General features: G+C 52.8%; 21 protein-coding genes. 7 read left to right on the top strand and 14 right to left on the bottom strand.

Annotated features, from left to right (window positions below; translation table 11 throughout):
- Positions 1-186 precede the first annotated feature (186 nt).
- Entirely contained in the window at positions 187-354 is a 168-nt protein-coding gene (locus tag ACFX4U_RS10360; RefSeq protein ID WP_313508084.1) for a hypothetical protein, read from the bottom strand.
- Positions 355-519: 165 nt separating this feature from the next.
- On the opposite strand from ACFX4U_RS10360, the gene ACFX4U_RS10355 reads away from it, so the two are divergent.
- Positions 520-1,212: a class I SAM-dependent methyltransferase gene (locus ACFX4U_RS10355; protein WP_313508083.1), complete on the top strand. Its 693-nt coding sequence runs from the start codon at positions 520-522 to the stop codon at positions 1,210-1,212.
- Positions 1,213-1,216: 4 nt separating this feature from the next.
- On the opposite strand, the gene ACFX4U_RS10350 is transcribed toward ACFX4U_RS10355, so the two are convergent.
- The 4 genes from ACFX4U_RS10350 to budA all read right to left on the bottom strand — a co-directional run bounded on the left by ACFX4U_RS10350 (position 1,217) and on the right by budA (position 5,383).
- Positions 1,217-1,984 (bottom strand): class I SAM-dependent methyltransferase, encoded by a 768-nt coding sequence (locus tag ACFX4U_RS10350; RefSeq protein WP_313508082.1) that lies wholly within the window; start codon positions 1,982-1,984, stop codon positions 1,217-1,219.
- Between the two features lie 130 nt (positions 1,985-2,114).
- On the bottom strand, positions 2,115-2,885 hold the full coding sequence (locus tag ACFX4U_RS10345; RefSeq protein ID WP_200552231.1) for a (S)-acetoin forming diacetyl reductase: 771 nt from the start codon (positions 2,883-2,885) through the stop codon (positions 2,115-2,117).
- A gap of 16 nt (positions 2,886-2,901) precedes the next feature.
- A complete protein-coding gene (gene alsS / locus ACFX4U_RS10340; protein ID WP_305737551.1) occupies positions 2,902-4,581 on the bottom strand; it encodes an acetolactate synthase AlsS in 1,680 nt (559 codons plus the stop codon).
- Positions 4,582-4,603: 22 nt separating this feature from the next.
- A complete protein-coding gene (gene budA, locus ACFX4U_RS10335) occupies positions 4,604-5,383 on the bottom strand; it encodes an acetolactate decarboxylase (RefSeq protein WP_305735002.1) in 780 nt (259 codons plus the stop codon).
- Between the two features lie 107 nt (positions 5,384-5,490).
- Here budA and ACFX4U_RS10330 point away from each other — a divergent pair, with 107 nt between their 5' ends.
- Positions 5,491-6,363 (top strand): LysR family transcriptional regulator, encoded by an 873-nt coding sequence (locus ACFX4U_RS10330; RefSeq protein WP_200552233.1) that lies wholly within the window; start codon positions 5,491-5,493, stop codon positions 6,361-6,363.
- A 48-nt stretch (positions 6,364-6,411) separates the two neighbouring features.
- Here ACFX4U_RS10330 and ACFX4U_RS10325 read toward each other — a convergent pair whose 3' ends face one another.
- The 3 genes from ACFX4U_RS10325 to ACFX4U_RS10315 are packed head-to-tail and all read right to left on the bottom strand — an operon-like array spanning position 6,412 to position 7,461.
- Positions 6,412-6,756, bottom strand: coding sequence for a DUF1971 domain-containing protein (locus tag ACFX4U_RS10325; RefSeq protein WP_380218637.1), 345 nt, complete (start codon positions 6,754-6,756; stop codon positions 6,412-6,414).
- Positions 6,757-6,779: 23 nt separating this feature from the next.
- Positions 6,780-7,118 carry a DUF1869 domain-containing protein gene (locus ACFX4U_RS10320; RefSeq protein ID WP_305734999.1) on the bottom strand — a complete coding sequence of 113 codons (339 nt, stop codon included), beginning with the start codon at positions 7,116-7,118 and terminating at the stop codon, positions 6,780-6,782.
- Between the two features lie 10 nt (positions 7,119-7,128).
- Complete coding sequence (locus ACFX4U_RS10315; protein ID WP_045512182.1) at positions 7,129-7,461, bottom strand: DUF1971 domain-containing protein; 333 nt, start codon at positions 7,459-7,461, stop codon at positions 7,129-7,131.
- Positions 7,462-7,672: 211 nt separating this feature from the next.
- On the opposite strand from ACFX4U_RS10315, the gene ACFX4U_RS10310 reads away from it, so the two are divergent.
- Positions 7,673-8,260, top strand: a complete 588-nt coding sequence (locus ACFX4U_RS10310; protein WP_313508081.1) for a flavin reductase family protein — start codon at positions 7,673-7,675, stop codon at positions 8,258-8,260.
- A 38-nt stretch (positions 8,261-8,298) separates the two neighbouring features.
- On the opposite strand, the gene ACFX4U_RS10305 is transcribed toward ACFX4U_RS10310, so the two are convergent.
- The 5 genes from ACFX4U_RS10305 to ACFX4U_RS10285 all read right to left on the bottom strand — a co-directional run bounded on the left by ACFX4U_RS10305 (position 8,299) and on the right by ACFX4U_RS10285 (position 14,868).
- Complete coding sequence (locus tag ACFX4U_RS10305) at positions 8,299-9,387, bottom strand: pectinesterase family protein (RefSeq protein WP_313508080.1); 1,089 nt, start codon at positions 9,385-9,387, stop codon at positions 8,299-8,301.
- A gap of 10 nt (positions 9,388-9,397) precedes the next feature.
- Complete coding sequence (locus ACFX4U_RS10300) at positions 9,398-10,981, bottom strand: GDSL-type esterase/lipase family protein (RefSeq protein ID WP_313508079.1); 1,584 nt, start codon at positions 10,979-10,981, stop codon at positions 9,398-9,400.
- A gap of 238 nt (positions 10,982-11,219) precedes the next feature.
- Positions 11,220-12,254: an ABC transporter ATP-binding protein gene (locus ACFX4U_RS10295; protein ID WP_313508078.1), complete on the bottom strand. Its 1,035-nt coding sequence runs from the start codon at positions 12,252-12,254 to the stop codon at positions 11,220-11,222.
- 1 nt (position 12,255) lies between these two features.
- Positions 12,256-13,830, bottom strand: coding sequence for an iron ABC transporter permease (locus ACFX4U_RS10290; RefSeq protein ID WP_313508077.1), 1,575 nt, complete (start codon positions 13,828-13,830; stop codon positions 12,256-12,258).
- 21 nt (positions 13,831-13,851) lie between these two features.
- Positions 13,852-14,868 carry an iron ABC transporter substrate-binding protein gene (locus tag ACFX4U_RS10285; protein ID WP_313508076.1) on the bottom strand — a complete coding sequence of 339 codons (1,017 nt, stop codon included), beginning with the start codon at positions 14,866-14,868 and terminating at the stop codon, positions 13,852-13,854.
- A gap of 341 nt (positions 14,869-15,209) precedes the next feature.
- Here ACFX4U_RS10285 and ACFX4U_RS10280 point away from each other — a divergent pair, with 341 nt between their 5' ends.
- Positions 15,210-15,437: a hypothetical protein gene (locus tag ACFX4U_RS10280; RefSeq protein ID WP_305734993.1), complete on the top strand. Its 228-nt coding sequence runs from the start codon at positions 15,210-15,212 to the stop codon at positions 15,435-15,437.
- A gap of 311 nt (positions 15,438-15,748) precedes the next feature.
- Positions 15,749-17,938 (top strand): TonB-dependent siderophore receptor, encoded by a 2,190-nt coding sequence (locus ACFX4U_RS10275; RefSeq protein ID WP_313508075.1) that lies wholly within the window; start codon positions 15,749-15,751, stop codon positions 17,936-17,938.
- A 285-nt stretch (positions 17,939-18,223) separates the two neighbouring features.
- Here ACFX4U_RS10275 and ACFX4U_RS10270 read toward each other — a convergent pair whose 3' ends face one another.
- Entirely contained in the window at positions 18,224-18,703 is a 480-nt protein-coding gene (locus ACFX4U_RS10270) for a hypothetical protein (RefSeq protein WP_313508074.1), read from the bottom strand.
- 436 nt (positions 18,704-19,139) lie between these two features.
- Here ACFX4U_RS10270 and ACFX4U_RS10265 point away from each other — a divergent pair, with 436 nt between their 5' ends.
- Positions 19,140-19,697 (top strand): thioredoxin domain-containing protein, encoded by a 558-nt coding sequence (locus tag ACFX4U_RS10265; protein WP_313508073.1) that lies wholly within the window; start codon positions 19,140-19,142, stop codon positions 19,695-19,697.
- A gap of 66 nt (positions 19,698-19,763) precedes the next feature.
- Positions 19,764-20,627 (top strand): glutathione-dependent disulfide-bond oxidoreductase, encoded by an 864-nt coding sequence (gene yghU / locus ACFX4U_RS10260; protein ID WP_313508072.1) that lies wholly within the window; start codon positions 19,764-19,766, stop codon positions 20,625-20,627.
- The last annotated feature ends 118 nt before the right edge of the window (positions 20,628-20,745 follow it).

The raw sequence follows: 20,745 nt of genomic DNA, 5'->3' as shown, positions 1-20,745 counted from the left end.
AAATCGCCTTCGTAAATTCTAAAAAAGTGAGAAATGAGATCGAAAGAACAGTTAAAAAGCGGCAGTTGTGAATTCACGAAAACCCTGCGCAGCGCAAACAAAAAACCCGCCTGCTATCAGACGGGTTTTAACTTTTCAGCGCACAGTTCATTCCAGTAGCTATAGCGTATCACCAGGTGAAGGCGCTCATTTTTCATCGTAAATCCATACAGAAGGATGATAATCGAGACCATAAAGCAGGCCGAACGGGATTAGCAGCGCAACATGGCGCCCCGAATCATATTCCCCCGCGTCCGTCTGTAATGGCAGCGTCGGGGTAAGGCGATTAAGCCACCGTTGCAGCAATGTCTTCATCAGCACGTTCTCCAGCAAAGGTTGACGCGCTCAGTTAAACGCAAAGCGCGCTATAACCAAAACGATCATTTTTGCGCTGGTTTGCCGAAATATGCATATGTCTTGCGCTGCCTATTATCATGTAATATTGTAAGTTACATGACTGACACCCATCCCGGAGATAACGTGGCACAGAATACGAACGATATTTTTAACAGCGAATTCTCCCGCCAGTACGATGCTTACAACGAGCGACTGGGCGAAATTGCCAATAATCTGCACCTGCTAATATCTCTGTTGCTGAACAAAATGCCGCAGCAAGCGCGAATTCTCTGTGTTGGCGTCGGCACCGGCAGTGAAATCATTCGCCTTGCACAGCACCATCCGCACTGGCATTTTACCGGCGTTGATCCCTCGCCAGATATGCTGGCAGTTTGCCAGCAAAAGCTCGGCCAGGCAGGCATTGCCAACCGCTGCACATTGCATGAAGGCTATCTTAGTGAGCTTCCCGCCAACGGCGATTTTGATGCGGTGCTCAGCCTGCTGGTAACTCACTTCATTCAGCATCCACAGCGCGATGGCATCTATTCACAAATGGCGAGCCAGTTAAAATGCGGCGGACGTGTGATCACGGCGGAGATCGCCGGGGACATGCACAGCCCGGCGTTTGATGAACAGCTCGAAGTGTGGACAACCATGCACGAAACCGCCAGCCAGGCACCGCGCGATATGGCTGAAATCAAAGCGCAACTGTCACAGCGCCTGCTGCTGTTGCCGGCAGAAACCACGGAAGAACTGATTGAACAGGCTGGTTTTACCCCGCCGCAGCGCTTTTTCCAGTCGCTGTTAATTCACGGCTGGACAGCACGCAAAATCTGAGGTGTTACGCCTTGCGTGAACAGCAGGCAATGTAGTTTAACTGGCGGCGATTTGCGCGGAAAAAGCGGAACATGCCGAGAAAACGCGTCCGGTTATCACGGGTGCGCAAGCCATTAAAAACAATGCGCAGCGTACGCGCGAAACCTTCATCACGGATCAGCCCAACGGGCGACATCAGCGACATTGCCCCGTGGCGCGTTTCTACTTCGGCAAAGCCATTGTCGATAAACAATGTTCTCCACGCCGCTTCTGTCATCGGGCTGACATTCGATCTCACCACCTGCTCCAGTTTTGACTGGTTATCTGTCGCCAGCCCGCTGCGCATAAACATAATGTCGTGCGTCAGTAAACGACCGCCGGGTTTCAGCACGCGGTAATATTCGCTGATAAGCTTCGCTTTCGCTTTGTCCACATACATGGTCAGCATCGCTTCGTTAATCACCACATCAAAAGTGTTATCGTCGAACGGCAGCTTATTCGCATTGGCTTCGCTAAGATGAATGTGGCTGTCGAGACCGGCAGAAATCACGTTCTGTCGCGCCTGCGCGAGCGCATTTTTATCCATGTCGATGGCATCCACCGTACAGCCAAAACGCTGCACCAGTTCAATCGAGGTGGTGCCCATATTGCAGGCGACTTCCAGCACCCGGCTCTGCTCATTTAGCGGTACCTGGCTAAATAACCATTCGGTCGCTTCCACCCCGCCGGGGCGCAAACGCGTTTTCCCGAGGCTCGCCAAAAAGGTATGCCCTGCTTTATCACTGTCGGCCATCGGACTCTCCTTTCCATAACATGCATTTTATATGCAACTTAACACAACAGTGTGGAGATGAGAATGGCTTTCATCAACAAAAAAGCCCCTGCGTTTTCGCAAGGGCAAGGCTGTGTCCGAGCCATAAAAATTAGTTAAACACCATACCACCATCGATCAGCAATGATTGGCCGGTCATATAGTCGGAATCCGGCCCTGCGAGGTAAGAGACGCAGGCGGCAACGTCTTCAGGTTCCGAAAGACGCCCAAGTGTAATGCGTTTAGCGAACTGCTCGGTGCCATACCCCAGCGGTTTACCAGCCGCTTCCGAGACCTGACGGTCTATTTCCGCCCACATTGGTGTTTTCACGATGCCCGGACAGTAGCCATTGACGGTAATGCCCAGCGGCGCGAGATCCCGCGCGGCTGTTTGCGTTAATCCCCGCACGGCGAACTTGCTGGAACTGTACACGGCCAGTTCCGGGTTACCGACATGTCCGGCTTGTGAACACGCGTTGATAATTTTTCCGCCGTGTTTTTCCGCTTTGAAGGCTTTTACCGCCGCCTGGATACCCCAAATCACGCCTTTTACGTTGATGTTATAAACCTTATCCACCACTTCCGGCGTGATGGACTCAATCGGCGTCGAAGGCGCAACACCGGCGTTATTCACAATCACGTCGAAACCGTTCAGTTTGGTTCTGGCCTCCTCTACCGCGGCAAACACCTTGTCGCGGTCAGAAACATCCACCGTCACCGCAATCGCGCTGCCATTGTTGTTATTAATTTCGTCAGCCACTGCTTTTGCCGTTGCGGCGTTGTAATCAGCAACAGCGACGGCAAAGCCATCTTTCGCCAGACGCAACGCAATGGCTTTACCAATGCCCTGACCCGCACCGGTCACGAATGCAACTTTTTTCATCATATCTCCTTGGTTTTCAAAGAATCTGGTTAAGATTGAGCTGGCCCATCAGCAGAGGGTTATCGCTGTAATCAACCGGAATGGCGACCACCGCCGGACCGTCCGTGTCCATTGCCGCACGCAGCGTGGGCTCCAGTTCTGCCGTACTTTCAACAGCGAAACCTTTAGCCCCAAATGCTTCGGCATAAGCTTTAAAATCGACCGGGCCAAAATTGACGCCGGAAAGGCGCTGATATTTTTTCTCTTCCTGAATGGCCACCATGTTGTAGGCGTTGTCCACCCAGATGATATGCAGCACATTCGCCCTGAGGCGCACAGCGGTTTCCAGTTCCATGCTCGATTGTAAAAAACCGCCATCGCCGGAAACCGACACTACTTTGCGGCCAGGGTTGACCAGCCAGGCACCAATCGCCCACGGCAACGCAACGCCCATGGTTTGCTGACCGTTGGAAATCATCACCTGGCGGGCGCGGAAGCTATAGAGATAGCGGGCAATCCAGATATGGAAACTGCCCATATCAACCGTCAGCGTGACATCGTTATTCACAATATCCTGCATCGCCCGCACAATACGCAGCGGGTGAATGGCGAACTGGCTGAGCTGCGCCCCTTTACGGCTGAGCAGTTCCCGCTGGTTGCGGCGCTCAATCAGGATCTCTGAGGCGCGCGGCGTGAGGATCAGCGGTTTTTCGATTTTCGCGGCCAGTTTGTCGAGCGTGCTGGCAATATCGCCAACCAGTTCACAATCCGGCACGTAATTGCGCTCTTCATAAGCGGGAAGCACATCGATATGGACCAGTTTCGCGTCACCGGTGTTCCACATCGATGGCTCATATTCCACCGGGCTGTAACCAATACAGATAATCAGATCCGCCAGGTGCAGCAGCCGATCCCCGGCCTGGTTATTAAATAACCCCACGCGTCCGGCAAAGCGGGTGAAATGTTGCTGATTAACCGCGCCTGCTGCCTGATACGTGCTGGTGACCGGAATATGGCTTTTTTCCAGCAACTGATGCAGCGCCGAAATATTTTCCTCACGGCTTGCCATCAGCCCGAGTAAAAACACCGGGTTTTGCGCCTGCGCGATAAGTTTCGCCACCTCGTCAATCGCCGCATCCGGTGCGGCACCTAACTGCGGAACACCGCTGGCGGGCAAGATAGTGCCGCTCGCGGGTTGATCGGCAATATCCTGCGGCAGGCTGACAAACGCGCTGCCCGGCCGACCCTGCTCGGCGGCGCGAAAAGCATTGGATACCACTTCGGCAATCGCGTCGGATGAGGTTATCTCTACTGCGTATTTCGTGACCGGGTTGAACATCGCCACCGTGTCCATGCTCTGGTGCACCAGCTTGGCTTTATCCGCCCGTTTCACCGCCCCGCCCAGCGCCACCACCGGGTCGCCTTCGCTGTTGGCGGTCGCCATACCGGTAATCAAATTGGAACAGCCGGGACCAGACGTGACCAGCGCGACGCCAGCTTTACCGGTAATACGCCCGACTGCCGCCGCCATAAATGCCGCGTTCGCTTCGTGGCGCACCGGAATAGTTTGAATGGTTGAATCAATAAGCGAATCAAACACTTTGTCGATTTTGGCACCGGGAATGCCAAACACATGTTTCACGCCCTGCGCTTCCAGTTGTGCCACCACCATATCGGCGCCATGCGCCCACTGGTGTGTACGGCTCTCTTTACTCATCATTTACTCCTTTAAATGTTTATCAGTTCTCGACGGAACGAATGGCAGCGTCCAGGTTGTCCGGGTGTAAATCGGCGTTGAGAAACGCCGCATCCGCAGGCAGGTCAATCAGCAAATGGTGGATTTCGCCAAACGTCAGCGTGCCGCTTTCAAGCTGGTAATCCAGCAAATGTCCGCCGCCATGACGGTCATCCGTAATAAAGTGCTCGTGGTAGCCCGCCACGTTAATCCCCTGCATATGCTGCGGTGTGCGGAACCCAACGAGCACGCCATCACGCCCGTTGAAACGAAACACGGGTTGATCGTCAAGCACGTCAGTCATGGCGCGATAAGGTGGCGTCTGGCGCGGAACGGTGCGGGTGTGCGCATGGCGAAAATGACCATCAATACGCAAGGCGCAAAAGACATTATCGGAGGGGATCGTCTTATCGATAATGTCGTGCAGTTGCTGGCGGCTGGCCGGTTTATCCAGGTGAAATTCATGCTCTGGTTTAAACCAGGTCATTACCGCGAAAGGGGTTTTTTGCTGTCGGCTGGCTTCCCGTGCGCTACCGTCAGCACGCAACTGGTAAACCTCACTGTTGAACGCAATTAATTCGCCATCCAGTTCGTTAAATGTGCCGAGCCCAAAGTCGCCGTGATTGAGTAAATCCTCAATCGTGGTATTTCCTTCGTAAACACCGCTTAATAGCGCACTCATTAGCGATGTTTGATATATCACACATTCTGGACGGGTTTGTGAAAAAGCACGAAATGTTTCCCGTAGACTTTCCTCGCAAGAACAACCGGTTACATGACTCATTATCCTTTACCTCGCTGAGCAGTCGTTTAGAAAAGCTGATTAATTATTGACTCGTTTCAGCGAGAGATTCCAATATACAAAGCATCAGGGTTTGAGATGTTTTTAATATGGAACTCCGTTATCTACGCTATTTTGTCGCCGTTGCGCAGACGCAACATTTCACCCGTGCCGCAGAAATGCTGGGTATGTCGCAACCGCCGTTAAGCCAGCAAATTCGCCGTCTTGAGCAAGAAGTGGGTACGCCGCTTTTTTACCGGCAAACTCGCGGTGTTGAGCTCACCGAAGCGGGCGAAGCGTTTTATGAAGATGCCTGCCAAATCATCGCGTTGAGCGATGCGGCAATGGAAAAAGCGAAAGGGATTGCGCGGGGGATTAATGGAAAATTGTACCTTGGCGTGACCAGCTCCAATGCGTTTCACACGCAAATTTTTTCAGCGCTTCGCCAGTTTCAGCAAAGCTATCCGCAGGTGGCGCTGTATCAAAAAGAGGACAATATGGCGACACTGATGCAGGAGCTGGAAGAGGGACTGATTGACGTGGCCTTTGTGCGCCTGCCGTGTGAAAACAGCAAAATGTTCAACTTGAAACTGATCGACGAAGAGCCGATGGTGCTGGCGTTACACCGCTCACATCCACTTTCCGCGAAAACGGATATCTCGCTTAACGAATTGCAACAAACACCGCTGATTATCTTCCCTCAGCAGGTCGCGCCGGGGCTGTATGAACTGGTTTACAACGCTTGCCTGCGCGCGGGTATTGATATGGAAAACCAGCAACAAGCGTCGCAGTTCTCCTCTTCGCTGAGTATGGTGGCCGCCGGTTTCGGCTTCGCCATCGTTCCGCAATCCATGGCCTGTTTCAGCCACCCGCAAGTGACATTTCACCGGATGCCGGAACAGACATTAAAAACGGATGTAGCGCTGGCGTGGCGCAAGTTCGAGCGTTCGCCCGCCGTAAAACGGTTTATTGAGAACTTTTAAAAACGCCCGCTGCGAAGCGGGCGTGAAATGTTTAGCTACGGTGGGTATTCACAACCTGACCAATCCCCTTCCCTTCCCTTCCAACGCTTCATTGGGGTCGGCAAAGAAATCGATATTGAAGTAGGTGTCATCGGTTAACAGTTCAATATGGTGCCAGTATTGCGGCGGGCTAATGCCAAAATGCCCGGCTTCAATCACCACTTCCACTTCCGGCGTGGTGTCGTGCTCGCTGGCAAAACCAATGTATTTCACCGCCCCCTGCATCACCGACAAACGGCCAAAGACACCTTTTTTGGTGTTGTGATGGGTGAGCAGCGCCTGTGGAACCGTCTCTTTCGTCCAGAAAGGCGTTGAGCGGGTATGACGGAAATGAACGGGAATTTGATACGCCATAAAACCTCCTGCAACCGCTTCGATTACCAGCCGCACACGTTAGTTTCTTCGTCCGATTCATAGCCCCGGACGATATTAATCAACTCTTTCACCGCGTCTGCAGCATTAAGCGGATCTTTCAGTTCATTAAGACTGGAAAACTCTTTATCCACAGAAACACCGTTATTATTGTTGGTCACCGTCAGGATAAACTCACTGGAATTATCTTTCGCACCCGCAAGGCCAGCAATCAGTTCCGAAACCGCTTGTACGGCAACATCAGGGACATATAACGACATTGGCTTGAGATAGACCTTTTCCTGCGTTTCATTATTCGCACGGTTAGAAACTGCTAAAGAATAACCTTTGTTTTCAGTTGTCATAAGAATTACCTCAGCCTTCAATCAAAATTTTCGGGTCAACATAGAAATCGACGCTAAATATCGTATCGTCGCTTAATGCTTCAATGTTGTGCCATTTTTCCGGCGGAAAAACGCCAAATTCACCGGCATTAATCGTTAATGTCTCTACCGGTTGCGGGCTGGTTTCATCGGCGTAACCGTAATAGCGGATCGCCCCTTGCAGCACACTCAAACGGGGGTAAACACCCTGCCGTGTTCCGGCGTCGAGATGGCGCTTCCAGATGGACGCCGGAGCGGTTTCTTTGGTCCAGAACGGCGTTGAGCGGGTGTGGACATAGTTCGCGGGTATCGCAATACGTTGCATGTTTCATCCTCTTTGTATCTCAGCAAAGCGAGTTTGCCGGGAGGGGGAAAAGAATTTGTTGCATATGATATACCTGTTTTATAATTTGTGGACTACTTTTTTAGTGGCTATTTCCCGTCGGTTTTTATTACTCAAAAATGGTTATTGTAAAGCGCATATCGAAAGGGGAAAAATGGGTGAGGAATTATTTATAACGTAGGGTTAATGCACAATGAAAAACAAATCCAAACTCAATTCTTTTTATTACGGCTTTCCTGTTTTTTTAGTCACCACGCAAGATAAAGATGGCAACACAAATATTTCAGCGGCATCCTCCTCTATTTCCCTTGGTGAGAAACTGATTATTGGCATCAGTAAAGGCGGTAAAACCTACAATAATTTATTGGCTGGTTCAGACGCCGTGATCAATATTCCCGATCACACGCTTTGGGAAAAAGTGGAGCAAATAGGCAAACTTACCGGCGGCGACAGCTTGTCGGAAAACCAGACCAAATGGGGCATAGAAATCTGCCACGATAAATTCGCCAAAGCCGGGTTACACACAGAAGCCTCTGTCGATGTTGCACCGCCGCGCGTCGCAGAGTGCCCAATCCAGGCTGAATGCCGTTTAGTCTCCACCAGCGATAAAGGCCGTTTTATGCTGGCGGAATTGGATATCGTGAACTTATGGGTTGAAAACGCGCTGTTAAATGAAAATGGCATTGTTGATTCAGGCAAATGGAAACCCCTGATTTTCAATTTCCGTGAATACACTACCGTAGGCGATACGCTCGGATATAACGTGAAATACGGCAGCTGATCCTGATAAATTGCCCCCGCTCACGGGGGCAACATCCCTTACTCCAGCAACGACTTATCCCAGCCGCTAAAAATCGCCGCCGGATCGTATTGCGCGGCTTCCGCCTTGCTTAATTGATATTTTTCACCGCCTTGCCCTGCGCCCGGACCACGGTTATCAAACTCATAAAAACGGCTGTCTTCCGGATAAAACCAGATTTTCTCCCCGGCTTTATCTTTGCCGGACATTTTATCCCAGCCGTAAATATGGTCGTCGATTTCACAATTAATAAACGCCGCAAGACCAATGGCGTTTGGATCGGCATAGCGCCCGTCGCTGAACTGTGTTGTCGGATGCCACGGGCGACCCAGCGCGAAGCTTTTCGCCGGAACGCCCGCTTCTTTGCTGAGCTTGCTGTTGATGATCAACAAGCCAAACTTCTCATCCGCCTGCGTTGCCGGCGCGGTGATGTAGCCATACGGCGGGGCAATATCATTGCGGTTACGGGCGATAATCTCGCAGCGATCAAACACCGCAATGCCGGGGCCAAAAATAAAATCAACGTGCCCGCTCACTTCACAATCGGTGAAATAGCTGCGGCTCCCGCTCTTGCTGTAAAAGGTGTCCTGGTAGCCTTCGAGCCGGACATGGCGGAAACGCGCTTTATCGACGTTTTCCGACACCATCAGCGCCACCGCCTGCGTGTCTTTAAGTTTCTTCGCATCGCCATCCGGCAGCGCGGCATTGGCCGGGAAGTCAAAGCTATTGCGAATGGTCAGATTCTCAATGGTCACGCCCGATGCGCGCACTTCCACCGTGCTGGTGCGCCCGGTGCCGAGCTTCTGTCCGTCGCTGCCTAATGAACCGGCAGGCGTATTTGCCTCAATCTGCGTTTGCTCTCTGGATTGCCCCACCAGCGTGACCGGTTTTTCAATCACCAGCCGTTCGTTCCAGCGCCCCTCTTTGACCAGGATCCGCCACGGCGTGCCGCTGTCAGGCGCGGCAGCCAGCGCCTGGCTGATGGTGGCGTACTCACCGGCTTGCGGCGCGGTGGAGACAACGGCATTCCACTCGCTCGCCTGAGCGGAAACGCTGATACAAGCCAGCAACAGCGCTGAATAGCGCAGTGAATAGTGCAGTGTTTTCATCGGTCTCTCCTTAGGGTTTTAATGTGTCGGCAAGCGAGCTCAATTCAGGGGTGGTTCGGATTAGATCAGTCACCATCGATGCGACAGCTTCTGCACCTTGTTGCTGGAAATGGGTGGTATCAGGATTGCTGCGAATGCCGGAGGTTTGCGTTTTATACCAGGGGTAGCGCGGGTCACTGGCATCCACGGCCAGCCAGTAATTCATCCAGTTACTGGCATGTGCATTGGCGAAATCGATGGTCGCTTTTTCCAGATCGATAAGCGGCACGTGATTGCGTTGAGCGGTCTGTTTGATGGTGTCGATGTAATTCCCGGCAAAGCGGTAACCGGGCTTTTTCACCGTGTAATGACTGCTGACCACCACATCGTCGGCGCCCAGCTCAAAGGCCGTTTTCCCGGCGCGGTTTTTTACCCGCGTGGTTGGTGTAAACAGCACCGGCGTCGCGCCCGCTGCGCGCGCCAGCGTGATATAGCGCTCCAGCGAGTGCTGGAACGACAACAACGGCTCGCCCGGCGGAAACTGCGGATTGCCGCTGGCATCATTGGGATAGGTGCAGAGGTTTTTCACGTCAGCCGCGCCGCGCAACGCTTTATCGCTATCGCAGTTTTGATCGTTATGACCGTGGGCGATAAAGACATAATCGCCGGGGCGCAAATCGCGCGCCATTTGCTGGTACCAGCCTTCGTTGTAAAAATCCCGGCTGGAGCGCCCGGAACGCGCGCCATTAAGCACCACGACACCGCTATCAGCGCGAAACGCGTGCTGGAAAACTTGCCCCCAGCCCATGCGCGGTAAACGGGCGACTTCGTACGTGGCGGCGGTGGAGTCGCTGACCAGCAAAATCCGCGTTTTCGCGCTGCTGATAGCCTGCCGATCGCGCAGCGCACGCGGCAAATCTAACGGTTCCCACGGCCCGTTGTTCTGTAAACCGACAATCGGGCGAAAGGCGCTGTCGGTCAGCACCGCACTTCCCGCCTCGCCGCTGTTGTTGTCATAGTTGCGGTTATGGTTAATCACCGACAAAATCCGCGCCATGCCGTTGCCGGTGCGAATCGGCGTCTGCACCGGATCGGCGGTTTGCGCATTCAGGCCAGATAAACGCAACGCGTCGGCCATACCTTGACGAAAGTTAGCCAGTGGTTCGGTCAGCAAACCGGCATTCAGCTTGCTGTTATCACCGCGCTCAACCCATTGCTGTGGGCCGATAAAGCCCAGCGCACCGGCCACTTCGGAAACCAGTCTGTCGGTAAAGGGCGTGATGTTAGCGGTATTGCGGCGCTCTTTTTGCAGCGTAATCAGCAGCGAGGCCATACAGCGCGCACGCGGCTCATCGCTTCGCAAACACGACTGTGCGGTTCCCGTGCTTTGAATGGTGGAAAGGGTTAACGGCGGCGTGAGCGCATCAACGGCCAGTGAATAGCGTCCGTCGCTGCGCGTTTTGGTGGTAAGGCGCTTGCCTGAACTGTCGGTCACCGTCACCGATGCACCCGCCAGCGGCGCGTCGGCAAAAACCGCGCCTTCAAGTATCGTTGCCGCATTCGCCATCGCTGGCAGGCAACAAAACAACACACTAAGTCCCAGAGGGTATTGCATGGGTCATTCTCCTGAAACAGGTTCTCCCGGCAGGCTGCACCGGTGTAATCGCGAGTTTCTGTTTCTGGAAAATGTGGCCAAGAGTGAATGCCATCAGGCATTACGGGTAACAAAGGCTTTTATTTTTATGGTGATATAAAACGAAACGAAGTTTTACACATGTAAAAACATTGTTTTGAGATCGGTCTCAAGAATATGACAATTGATAACTCGGCCCGGCGTTAACCGGGCATCGTCTTCAGCGGGGAAATACGCGGGCGCTTCCGTTAACCTGCAGATTCACTTTCATACCGGGTCGCCAGTCCGGGCGGGTAATGGCTTGTAATGTCAGGCGTTCGCCGGTTTGCGAAAACAGCAGCGTCAATGACGAAAGGTATCCGGCAAAATCCATATCGATAATGTGCGCCTGCGGGTAGGTTTGATGCTCATCGCACGGCACCACACTCACCTGCTCCGGGCGCAACATAATGCGATGAGCGCCAGAAAGCGCGGGGTTATCCACCGCCACATCGCCAAGCAGGCAGTGCGCACGTCCTCGCGCCACATCGGCAGATAAAATCAGCGCATCGCCCAAAAACAGCGCCGTCTCCTCATCAACCGGTTGCGAATAGACCGCGAACGGCGATCCCACCTGCGCAAAGCGACCGTGGCGGATCACCACAATCTGGCTGGCGAAGGAGAGCGCCTCTTTCTGATCGTGTGTGACCAGAATGGAGGCGACGCCCGCGTCAGTCAGCAAATCCGCCGTCGCTTTACGCGTGGCGGCGCGCAAGCCGGTGTCCAGCGCCGAAAACGGTTCGTCGAGTAACATCAGCGCCGGTTTCTGCGCCAACGCTCTGGCCAGCGCCACACGTTGCTGCTGACCACCGGAGATTTCATGCGGCCAGCGCGCCGCCAGTTTGCTGTCCAGCGACACCATCGCCATTAACTCGTCGACACGGCGTTGCTTCTCGTGGCGCGAACCTTTAAGCCCCCAGGCAATATTTTCTCCCACGCGAAGATGCGGAAACAACGCCCCTTCTTGCGGTACAAAGCCAATGTTGCGTTGGTGGGCCGGGACAAACTGACCATCGCCAAACAACGTTTTTCCCTGCAACACAATGCGCCCGCTGTCCGGCATTTCAAACCCGGCGATCAAACGCAGCAAGGTGGTTTTCCCCGACCCGGACGGGCCGACAATCGCCGTGCGGCTACCCGCAGGAATAACCAGATTCACGTCATCCAGCACGCGCGCGGCGGCAAAGCTTTTCGAAATTGTTGCCAGTTCTAACATCTTAAAGACCCGAAAGTTTTTGTGATTGCTTATACAGCAGGCCGGTCAACGGCAAGGAAATCAAAATCATCAGCAACGCATAAGGTGCAGCCGCCACGTAATCGATCTCGCTGGTCAGCGCCCAGAACCCTGTCGCCAGCGTGCGCGTGCCGAGCGGGGAAAGCAGCAGCGTGGCGGTCAGTTCGGTGCTCACGCCCAGAAAGACTAATGCCGCCGCGGTAGAGGCGCCCGGTGCAGCCAGCCGCAGTGTGACACTCACCAGCGCTCTGCCAGGCGAGGTGCCAAGGCTTTGCGCCACCTGCTCAAGCTCGACCGGCGCTTGCGCAATCCCGGCGCGTAAATTGATTAACGCTCTGGGCATAAACATCAACAACCAGGCGAGAAACAGCGTCACTTCAGTCTGATAAATCGGGCGCGCGTAATGAATGGTCACGGTAACCAGCGCCAGCGCCACCACAATGCCGGGTAATGCGCTGGTGATGTAATTACAGCCTTCAAGCAAGCGGAATACGCGGCGCGGATGGCGCACCGAGAGCCACGCCGTCGGAATGGCGAACGCGGTGGTGATTAGCGCCCCGCAAACGGCCAGAAAAAGAGTCTGGCGCAGTGAAAGCCAGAGATCGGCGCGGTGCCAGTTATCGAACCCGCCAAGCCACAACCAGCGGCCAAGCACCGCAATCGGCGTACCGAATGACAGCGCCACCGTGCACGCCGCCAGCAATAACCCCAACCAGCAGCTCCAGCGACCAAGCGCGCGGCGTTGTTGCTTACGCGCTGAACCTGAGCCCACTCGCGCATAGCGCGCTTTGCCGCGCGCCGCCGTCTCCAGCAGCAGCAACGCCAGGCAGCAGAGCGCCAGCACACCGGCGAGCATATTGGCGGCCGGGCCGCTGAACGTTGACTGGAACTGATCGTAAATCGCGGTGGTGAAGGTATCGAAGCGGATCATTACAAACAGGCCATATTCCGCCAGTAAGTGCAGCGCCACCAGCAGCGCACCGCCGCAAAGCGCCAGCCGAAGCTGGGGTAAGATCACGCGAAAGAAGATCCGCCACGGCGGAGTGCCAAGCGATGCCGCAACATCCTCAAGGCTGGGGTCGAGGCGGCGCAACACCGCAGCGACCGGCATATAAATAAACGGGAAATAGGCCAGCACAGCGATAAACACCGCCGCAGGTAATCCGTTAAACGCGGGCAAAACGCTCACCCAGGCATAGCTTTGCACAAACGCCGGGATCGCCAGCGGCGCAACCGCCAGCACGGCCCACAAGCGCCTTCCGGGCAGCGACGTCCGTTCGGTGAGCCACGCCAGCGACGTGCCAAGCGCGACGCTGGCGGGTACCGCAAGTGCAATGAGCCAAAAAGTGTTGACGAGCAACTCACCCACACGCGGGCGAAAAATGAGCGCCTGCACCGTCGCCCAGCCGGTATCAATACCGACACCGATGACAAACCCAACGGGCAGTAAGGCAAGTGCTGCGACAAAAAGGGCAAATACCACCAGCACCCGCGAAGGACGGTGCCGGGCGGCCTGGCTGGCCGCATTGCTTGCCGCCGGGAGACTTAAACTGGACATCAGGCACTCATTCCTGCGTGATTACAAAAGACCGGCTTCGGTCATTAACTCGCTGACTTTTTTGCTGTTAAGCGCAGAGGGTTCCACTTTCGGTGCGTCTAATTGCGCCAGCGGAACCAGTTTTTCATTGGAAGCAGCGCCTTCTCCTACTGCGTATTCAAACGCGGTGTTGGTGCGCAACATCTCCTGACCCTGCTTGCCGGTTATCCATTTGATAAACGCCTGCGCCTGTTTCTGGTGTTTGCTGGACGCTAAAACGCCGCCGCCAGAGATGCTGACAAACGCGCCCGGATCCTGATGTTTAAAGTAGTGAAGCTGGGTATTTTTGCTGTTCTCGCCGGTTTTAGCCTGATCGACAAAGTAGTAGTAGTGATAAATCACGCCACCGTCGATTTGCCCGGCATTGACCGCTTTCATCACCGTGCTGTTGCCTTTGTAAGGCACAAAGTTAGTTTTCATCGCTTTCAGCCAGTCCAGCGTGGCTTTTTCGCCTTTCAGTGTCAGCATCGCGCTGACAATCGCCTGGAAATCAGCGCCTGAAGGCGACGCCGCCCAGCGGCCTTTCCATTCCGGTTTGGCTAAATCCATGATCGATGCAGGTAACTGCGCAGCAGAAAGTTTCGTCGGGTTATAGACAAAAACGGTGCTGCGCGCGGCAATGCCAATCCAGCGACCATGCGCCGGGCGGAACTGAGCCGGGACCTGTTTCAGCGTATCCGCATTGAGCGGCGCAAAAAGTCCGGCGTTATCAACCAGCGTCATCGCCGGGGAGTTTTCCGTCAGGAACACATCGGCAGGTGAAACGTTGCCTTCCTGCACCAGTTGGTTACCCAGCTCCGTGTCGCCGCCGTTACGCAGCGTGACTTTGATGCCGGTTTCTTTGGTGAATTCGTCGACCCAGGATTTTGTCAGGTTTTCGTGCTGCGCGTTATAGACCACGATACCGTCGTCGTTGTCGGCGGCGAACGCCACGGGAGCGGCAAAAACTGAAGAGATGACCAGTGCAAGTGAACAGAGCGGCAAAAAGCGGTTCTTCATCATCATTCCTTTTAAATTATGTGTAATAGTCAGCACATACGAGCCGGGCTGGATTTTAATCGTAGTGGAAATGAAATGAGAATCAAAATTATTATCAAAAGATTGAGTTTGAAATTAAATATCATCAAAAATTAAAAAATGAATTAATTCACCAGTCCACAATGGCGAGATACTCTAAAGATTAAGACAACCTTAACATCAGGTTAAATGTTTCATATATTATCAATCCAGCGAATCAGACAACCGTGGCTATCTTTTCAGTGAATAACAAATTAACATCAGATTGAGTGGGTTTAATACCAAACATCGCAAAACAACCTGCACAGGTAAGACAAATAATTATGAAAAATAAAAAGATAGATACAATGGCAAAAGTGGCTATGCGCAGCAGGGGATTGTCTGTAAAAGAAAAGCGCGTGCGTTATCAGGGTAAGATATTTACCTTTAAATATGTTTCTGGCAACTATGAAGTCTTTTTCGAAGGCGAAAAAGTAGATGCTATCGAAACAGATAACATCAATCAGGCGATTGCGGATTTTAAAGAAAAACATAACAAAACGAAGCGCTAAACCACGCTAAAATACCTTTTCACTTACCGTTAACGCTTCAGCCAATAAATACCAGCAACCTTATTATACCGGGCGGTATTATTATCGAACCCGGTGCCCTCCCCGCCCTTTGTCTGCTCCAGTACACACTCAAAACCCCTAAAAACCCTATGGAAATCACTAGTTTATTTCCACATTTTTTACACAAAACATTTACATGGTAACGATAATTCATATCATCTTGATAATCGCTATCAACAAATGGCGATATTGCTTGCGGCTCGGGAGGATCAGCGCCGCCGTACTTCTGTTAAATCAGGATCACCATAACAATGAAATCTCGTTATCTTTGGGCATTAAATCCTTGTTTATTGATGATGTTTTCCGCTCACGCCTCGGCGGAAGGTCAAAAAGAAGAGACGCTGGTGGTTGCCGCCAGCCGCGCAAACCACAGCGTTACGGATATGGCGCAAACCACTTGGGTCATTGAACAGGCTGAAATTGAGCAGCAGGTTCAGGGTGGAAAAGAGTTAAAAGAGGTACTGGCGCAGTTAATTCCCGGCATGGACGTCAGCAGCCAGGGACGCACTAATTACGGCATGAATTTACGCGGCCGTTCAATGATGGTGATGGTGGACGGAGTACGTCTGAACTCGTCTCGCAGCGACAGCCGCCAGCTCGATGCTATCGATCCGTTTAACATCGAGCGCATCGAAGTGATTTCCGGCGCGACATCGCTGTACGGCGGCGGAAGCACCGGCGGTTTAATCAATTTCGTCACCAAAAAAGGCCAGCCGGAAACCGAGGTTGAGTTCCAGACCGGCACGAAAAGCGGTTTTAACAGCCATAACGATCACGACGAGAACATCGCGGCCGCGGTCAGCGGCGGTAACGATAACGCTTCAGGTCGTCTTTCCGTGGCGTACCAGCGCTATGGCGGCTGGTATGACGGCAAAGGCAATGAAGTGAATATTGATAACACGCAAACCGGTTTGCAGTATTCAGACCGCCTGGACGTAATGGGAACCGGCACGCTGAATATTGACGATCATCAGCAGTTGCAGCTCACCACGCAGTATTACAAAAGCCAGTCTGACGGTAAGCACGGTCTCTTCCTTGGCGAAAACTTCTCGGCGGTGCGCGGCTCCGGCGACGCTTACAACAAAAGTAATCTTGATTCCGACCGCATCCCTGGCACCGAACGCCACTTAATTAACCTGCAATACGCCAACAGCGATTTCTGGGGCCAGGATTTACTGGCACAGATTTACTACCGTGACGAAAGCCTGACGTATTACCCCTTCCCGACACTTTCCGGCGGCTCGGTGACCAGCATCGGCGCATCGCAGCAAAAAACTGATTTCTACGGCGGCAAACTCACCCTTAACAGCAAGCCGCTGGAAGATCTGACATTGACCTGGGGCGTGGACGCCGAACATGAAACGTTCGATGCCAACCAGCAGTTTTTCAATCTCAGCAAAGCTGCCGCCAGCGGCGGCATGAAACTGGATAACGCTTATAACGTCGGGCGCTATCCCGGCTACAGCATCACGAACCTCGCGCCGTTCCTGCAAAGCAGCTATGACATTGCGGCCATCACCCTGAGCGGCGGCGTGCGCTACCAGTACACGGAAAACAGAGTCGATGACTTTGTCGGCTACGCGCAGCAGCAAGCCATCGCCACCGGCAAAGCAACCTCGGCGGACGCCGTGCCTGGCGGCAAAACGGATTACAACAATCTGCTGTTCAACGCTGGCATCCTTGGTCACCTGAGCGAACGCCAGCAGCTGTGGTTTAACTTCTCTCAAGGCTTCGAAATTCCGGATCTGGCGAAATATTACGGTTCCGGCACCTACAAGCTGGAAAACGGTCACTACCGTCTGGTTAACAGCGTCAACGTGAACGATTCGAAGCTGGACGGTATTAAAGTGAATGCCTACGAGCTGGGCTGGCGCTACACTGGCGATAGCCTGCGTACGCAGATCGCCGCGTACTACTCGCTTTCGGATAAAACCATCAACATCAACAAAAGCGACATGACCATCAATATTGAAGATGATCAGCGTCGTATTTACGGTGTGGAAGGCCAGGTCGATTACTTCTTTAGCGACAGCGAATGGAGCACCGGCGCGAACTTTAACGCCATCAAGTCGCAAACCCGCGTCGATGGTAAGTGGCAGAAACTGACCGTGGATAGCGCCAGCCCGTCGAAGATGAGCGCGTGGGTCAACTGGGCGCCAGGCGACTGGACGCTACGCCTGCAAAGCACGCAGACATTTGATCTTTCTGACGCCGATGGGAAACATATTGACGGGTACAACACTGTTGATCTGCTCGGCAGTTATCTTCTGCCTGTCGGTAAGTTGAGTTTTAGCGTTGAAAACCTGCTGGACGAAGATTACACCACCGCATGGGGCCAACGTGCACCGGGTTTATACAGCCCAACTTATGGCGCAGCGGGTTTATATACCTATAAAGGCCGCGGTCGTACTTTTGGCCTGAATTACTCCGTTCTGTTCTGATGAGATCTGCCGCCTGTATTTCAGGCGGCATATTCCGTTTTATTCACGCCCAATAAAAACGCAGAAAAACCGATATCCTCAGCCATTATTTTGCTGAAAATATATCGTGTTATTTTTGCCTTAAGCCAAATACATGACTACAGCGACTCTATTTCCCGGCCAGCGACTACGTAATATAAGATATATTGAAACAACAACCGCTAAATATAAGGTCCGGATATGGATACCGGATTAATACAGCTAACGTTAATAACCCTGAAATAAGACAGGATTTACTTAAGATCGTTATTGCATATCCGTCGGCTCAGATTCGCCCGCCGTTACCTGTTCTTGCTGCACGACCACTTTTGCGTCCAGTTTGTGTTGCTCAGCCACACGTTTCTCTTTCTGTAGCTGCGCCGTGGCTAACTCTTGTTGCGTCACTTTTTTACCTGAAAACGCATCAATCATTTCCGTTCTGCCGTCCGGATATTTAACGATGGTCACCAGCCGTCCGCCGAATTGAGGAATACCGGTCATCGCCAGTGAATAATCAATTTCATGATTTTCCACCTTTTTCTTTTCCTGAACCTGCTGCTCGGCTTTTATCTCATTGCTGTGTTTGTGCTTTTCTGCGCGGCTTGAGAGCGTCACTTTGGTGCTCTCATCATGCGAAGCGCTATTTGCCGCGCCACTGTCCGTATGAGCCGCCGATTTATGGTTTGTGTTTTCTTTTATTGTGGCAAGGTGCGGGCTTGCCTGAATCGCCTGAATCTCCTGCATCATTATCTCCGCTATCAATGACCAGATATTCCGCCAAATGACTCTGCCTGAGCCGAAAAAAAGATCCTCATAACGATTATCGACAGGCAAAAGAAACAGATTAATAACAAATAGCGCTGAAACAGGATAATTTACATACAAAAATTAAATAAGCACGCGATATTTAATAAAACAATAATTTTACTTAAATCAGCTGGATATTAAAAAATATACGTTAAGTCAGGTCTTATAATTAAAAGCAGAAGCGCCACCCATTTTTATCACTAAATTTTAACAAACGAATTTCCATGTCAGCGTGCAACGTTTTAACGCCCTCCTCAGCAAAATAACGCAACCGCTTTACTGTTTAACCGCATCGGCAGCAAAGCTGCCTTTTCCCTGCCTGCGGCATGCTGCTACTCTTTGAAACGCGAAAAAATATTAAATATCAGGAGTGAAAATGAGCCAACAACCGCTACATGCCGCCCCGCTCAGTTGGGGTCACGGCCCACGTACGTTCGAGGTATTTATCGAACCTACTTGCCCTTTTTCTGTACGCGCGTTTAACAAACTGGACGCGCTGCTAAAACAGGTCGGCGAGGATAACGTCACGGTGAAAATCCGCCTGCAATCACAGCCGTGGCATCTGTTTTCCGGTGTGATTATCCGCTGCATTCTCGCGGCATCGACGCTTGCGGACGGCAAAAACGCCGCGCACAAAGTACTGCAAGCGGTTGCCGATCATCGCGAAGAGTTTGAATTTACCGACCACTGCAGCGGCCCGAATATGCATACAACGCCGCAGCAAATCATTGAACGCATCGAACAGTACAGCGGAGTGCAACTGGCAGAGGCTTTTGCTCGTCCGGCGCTGCAAACCGAGATCAAATGGCACAGCAAATACGCACGCCAGAATGGCATCCATGTTTCGCCAACCTTTATGGTTAACGGGCTGGTGCAGGCCGATCTCGGTAGCGGCGACGACATCGAGGTCTGGGCGCAACGTATTCTCGCCTGAGACGACTGCTACACTGCTTTGCAGGCGCTTAACTTCTTTAACACATCAACGAAAAGGCAGGCCAAAATGTCAGACAACTATCAGCCCCCCAAAGTCTGGACGTGGGATAAATCCGGCGGCGGCGCGTTTGCCAATATCAACCGCCCGGTTTCCGGTCCAACGCATGACAAAGCATTGCCGGTCGGCAAACACCCACTACAGCTCTATTCGCTCGGTACGCCGAACGGCCAGAAAGTCACCATTATGCTGGAAGAGTTACTGGCGAAAGGCGTCAGTGCCGCAGAGTACGACGCGTGGTTGATTCGCATCGGTGAAGGCGATCAGTTCTCCAGCGGTTTTGTCGAGGTTAACCCGAACTCCAAAATCCCGGCGCTGCGCGATCACAGCACCACACCGCCAACGCGAGTGTTTGAATCCGGCGCGATCCTGCTCTATCTGGCGGAAAAATTCGGTCATTTCCTGCCAAAAGATCCGGCTAAACGCACCGAAACGCTGAACTGGCTGTTCTGGCTGCAAGGTTCTGCACCTTTCCTCGGCGGCGGTTTTGGCCACTTCTATAACTATGCGCCGGTGAAGATCGAGTACGCGATCAACCGCTTTACCATGGAAGCCAAACGTCAACTGGACGTGCTGGATAAGCAACTGGCGCAGCACACGTTTGTTGCCGGGGATGAGTACACCATCGCCGATATGGCGATCTGGCCGTGGTACGGCAACGTAGTACTGGGCAATGTCTATAATGCAGCGGAATTCCTCGACGCGGGCAGTTACCAAAATGTCCAGCGCTGGGCGAAAGCGATTGCAGAGCGCCCGGCGGTGAAACGTGGGCGCATGGTTAACCGCACGTTCGGCGAGCCGAGTGAGCAACTGCATGAGCGCCACGACGCCAGCGATTTCGACACGCAAACTGAAGATAAACGCAACGCCTGATCTTGCCCACCGGGCGGCATTCCGCCCGGTTTCTCCCGCCATTCACCACACCTTCTGCTCTTTTTTTCACACCATATTTACATAACCGAAATAACTCGTAAGAATGCCTTTTATTTAC

Source organism: Kosakonia sp. YIM B13588 (assembly GCF_042788165.1).
Taxonomy (GTDB): Bacteria; Pseudomonadota; Gammaproteobacteria; order Enterobacterales; family Enterobacteriaceae; genus Kosakonia; species Kosakonia sacchari.
Note: the sequence above shows the minus strand (reverse complement) of the source record. Positions and strands in the feature narration are given on the sequence as shown.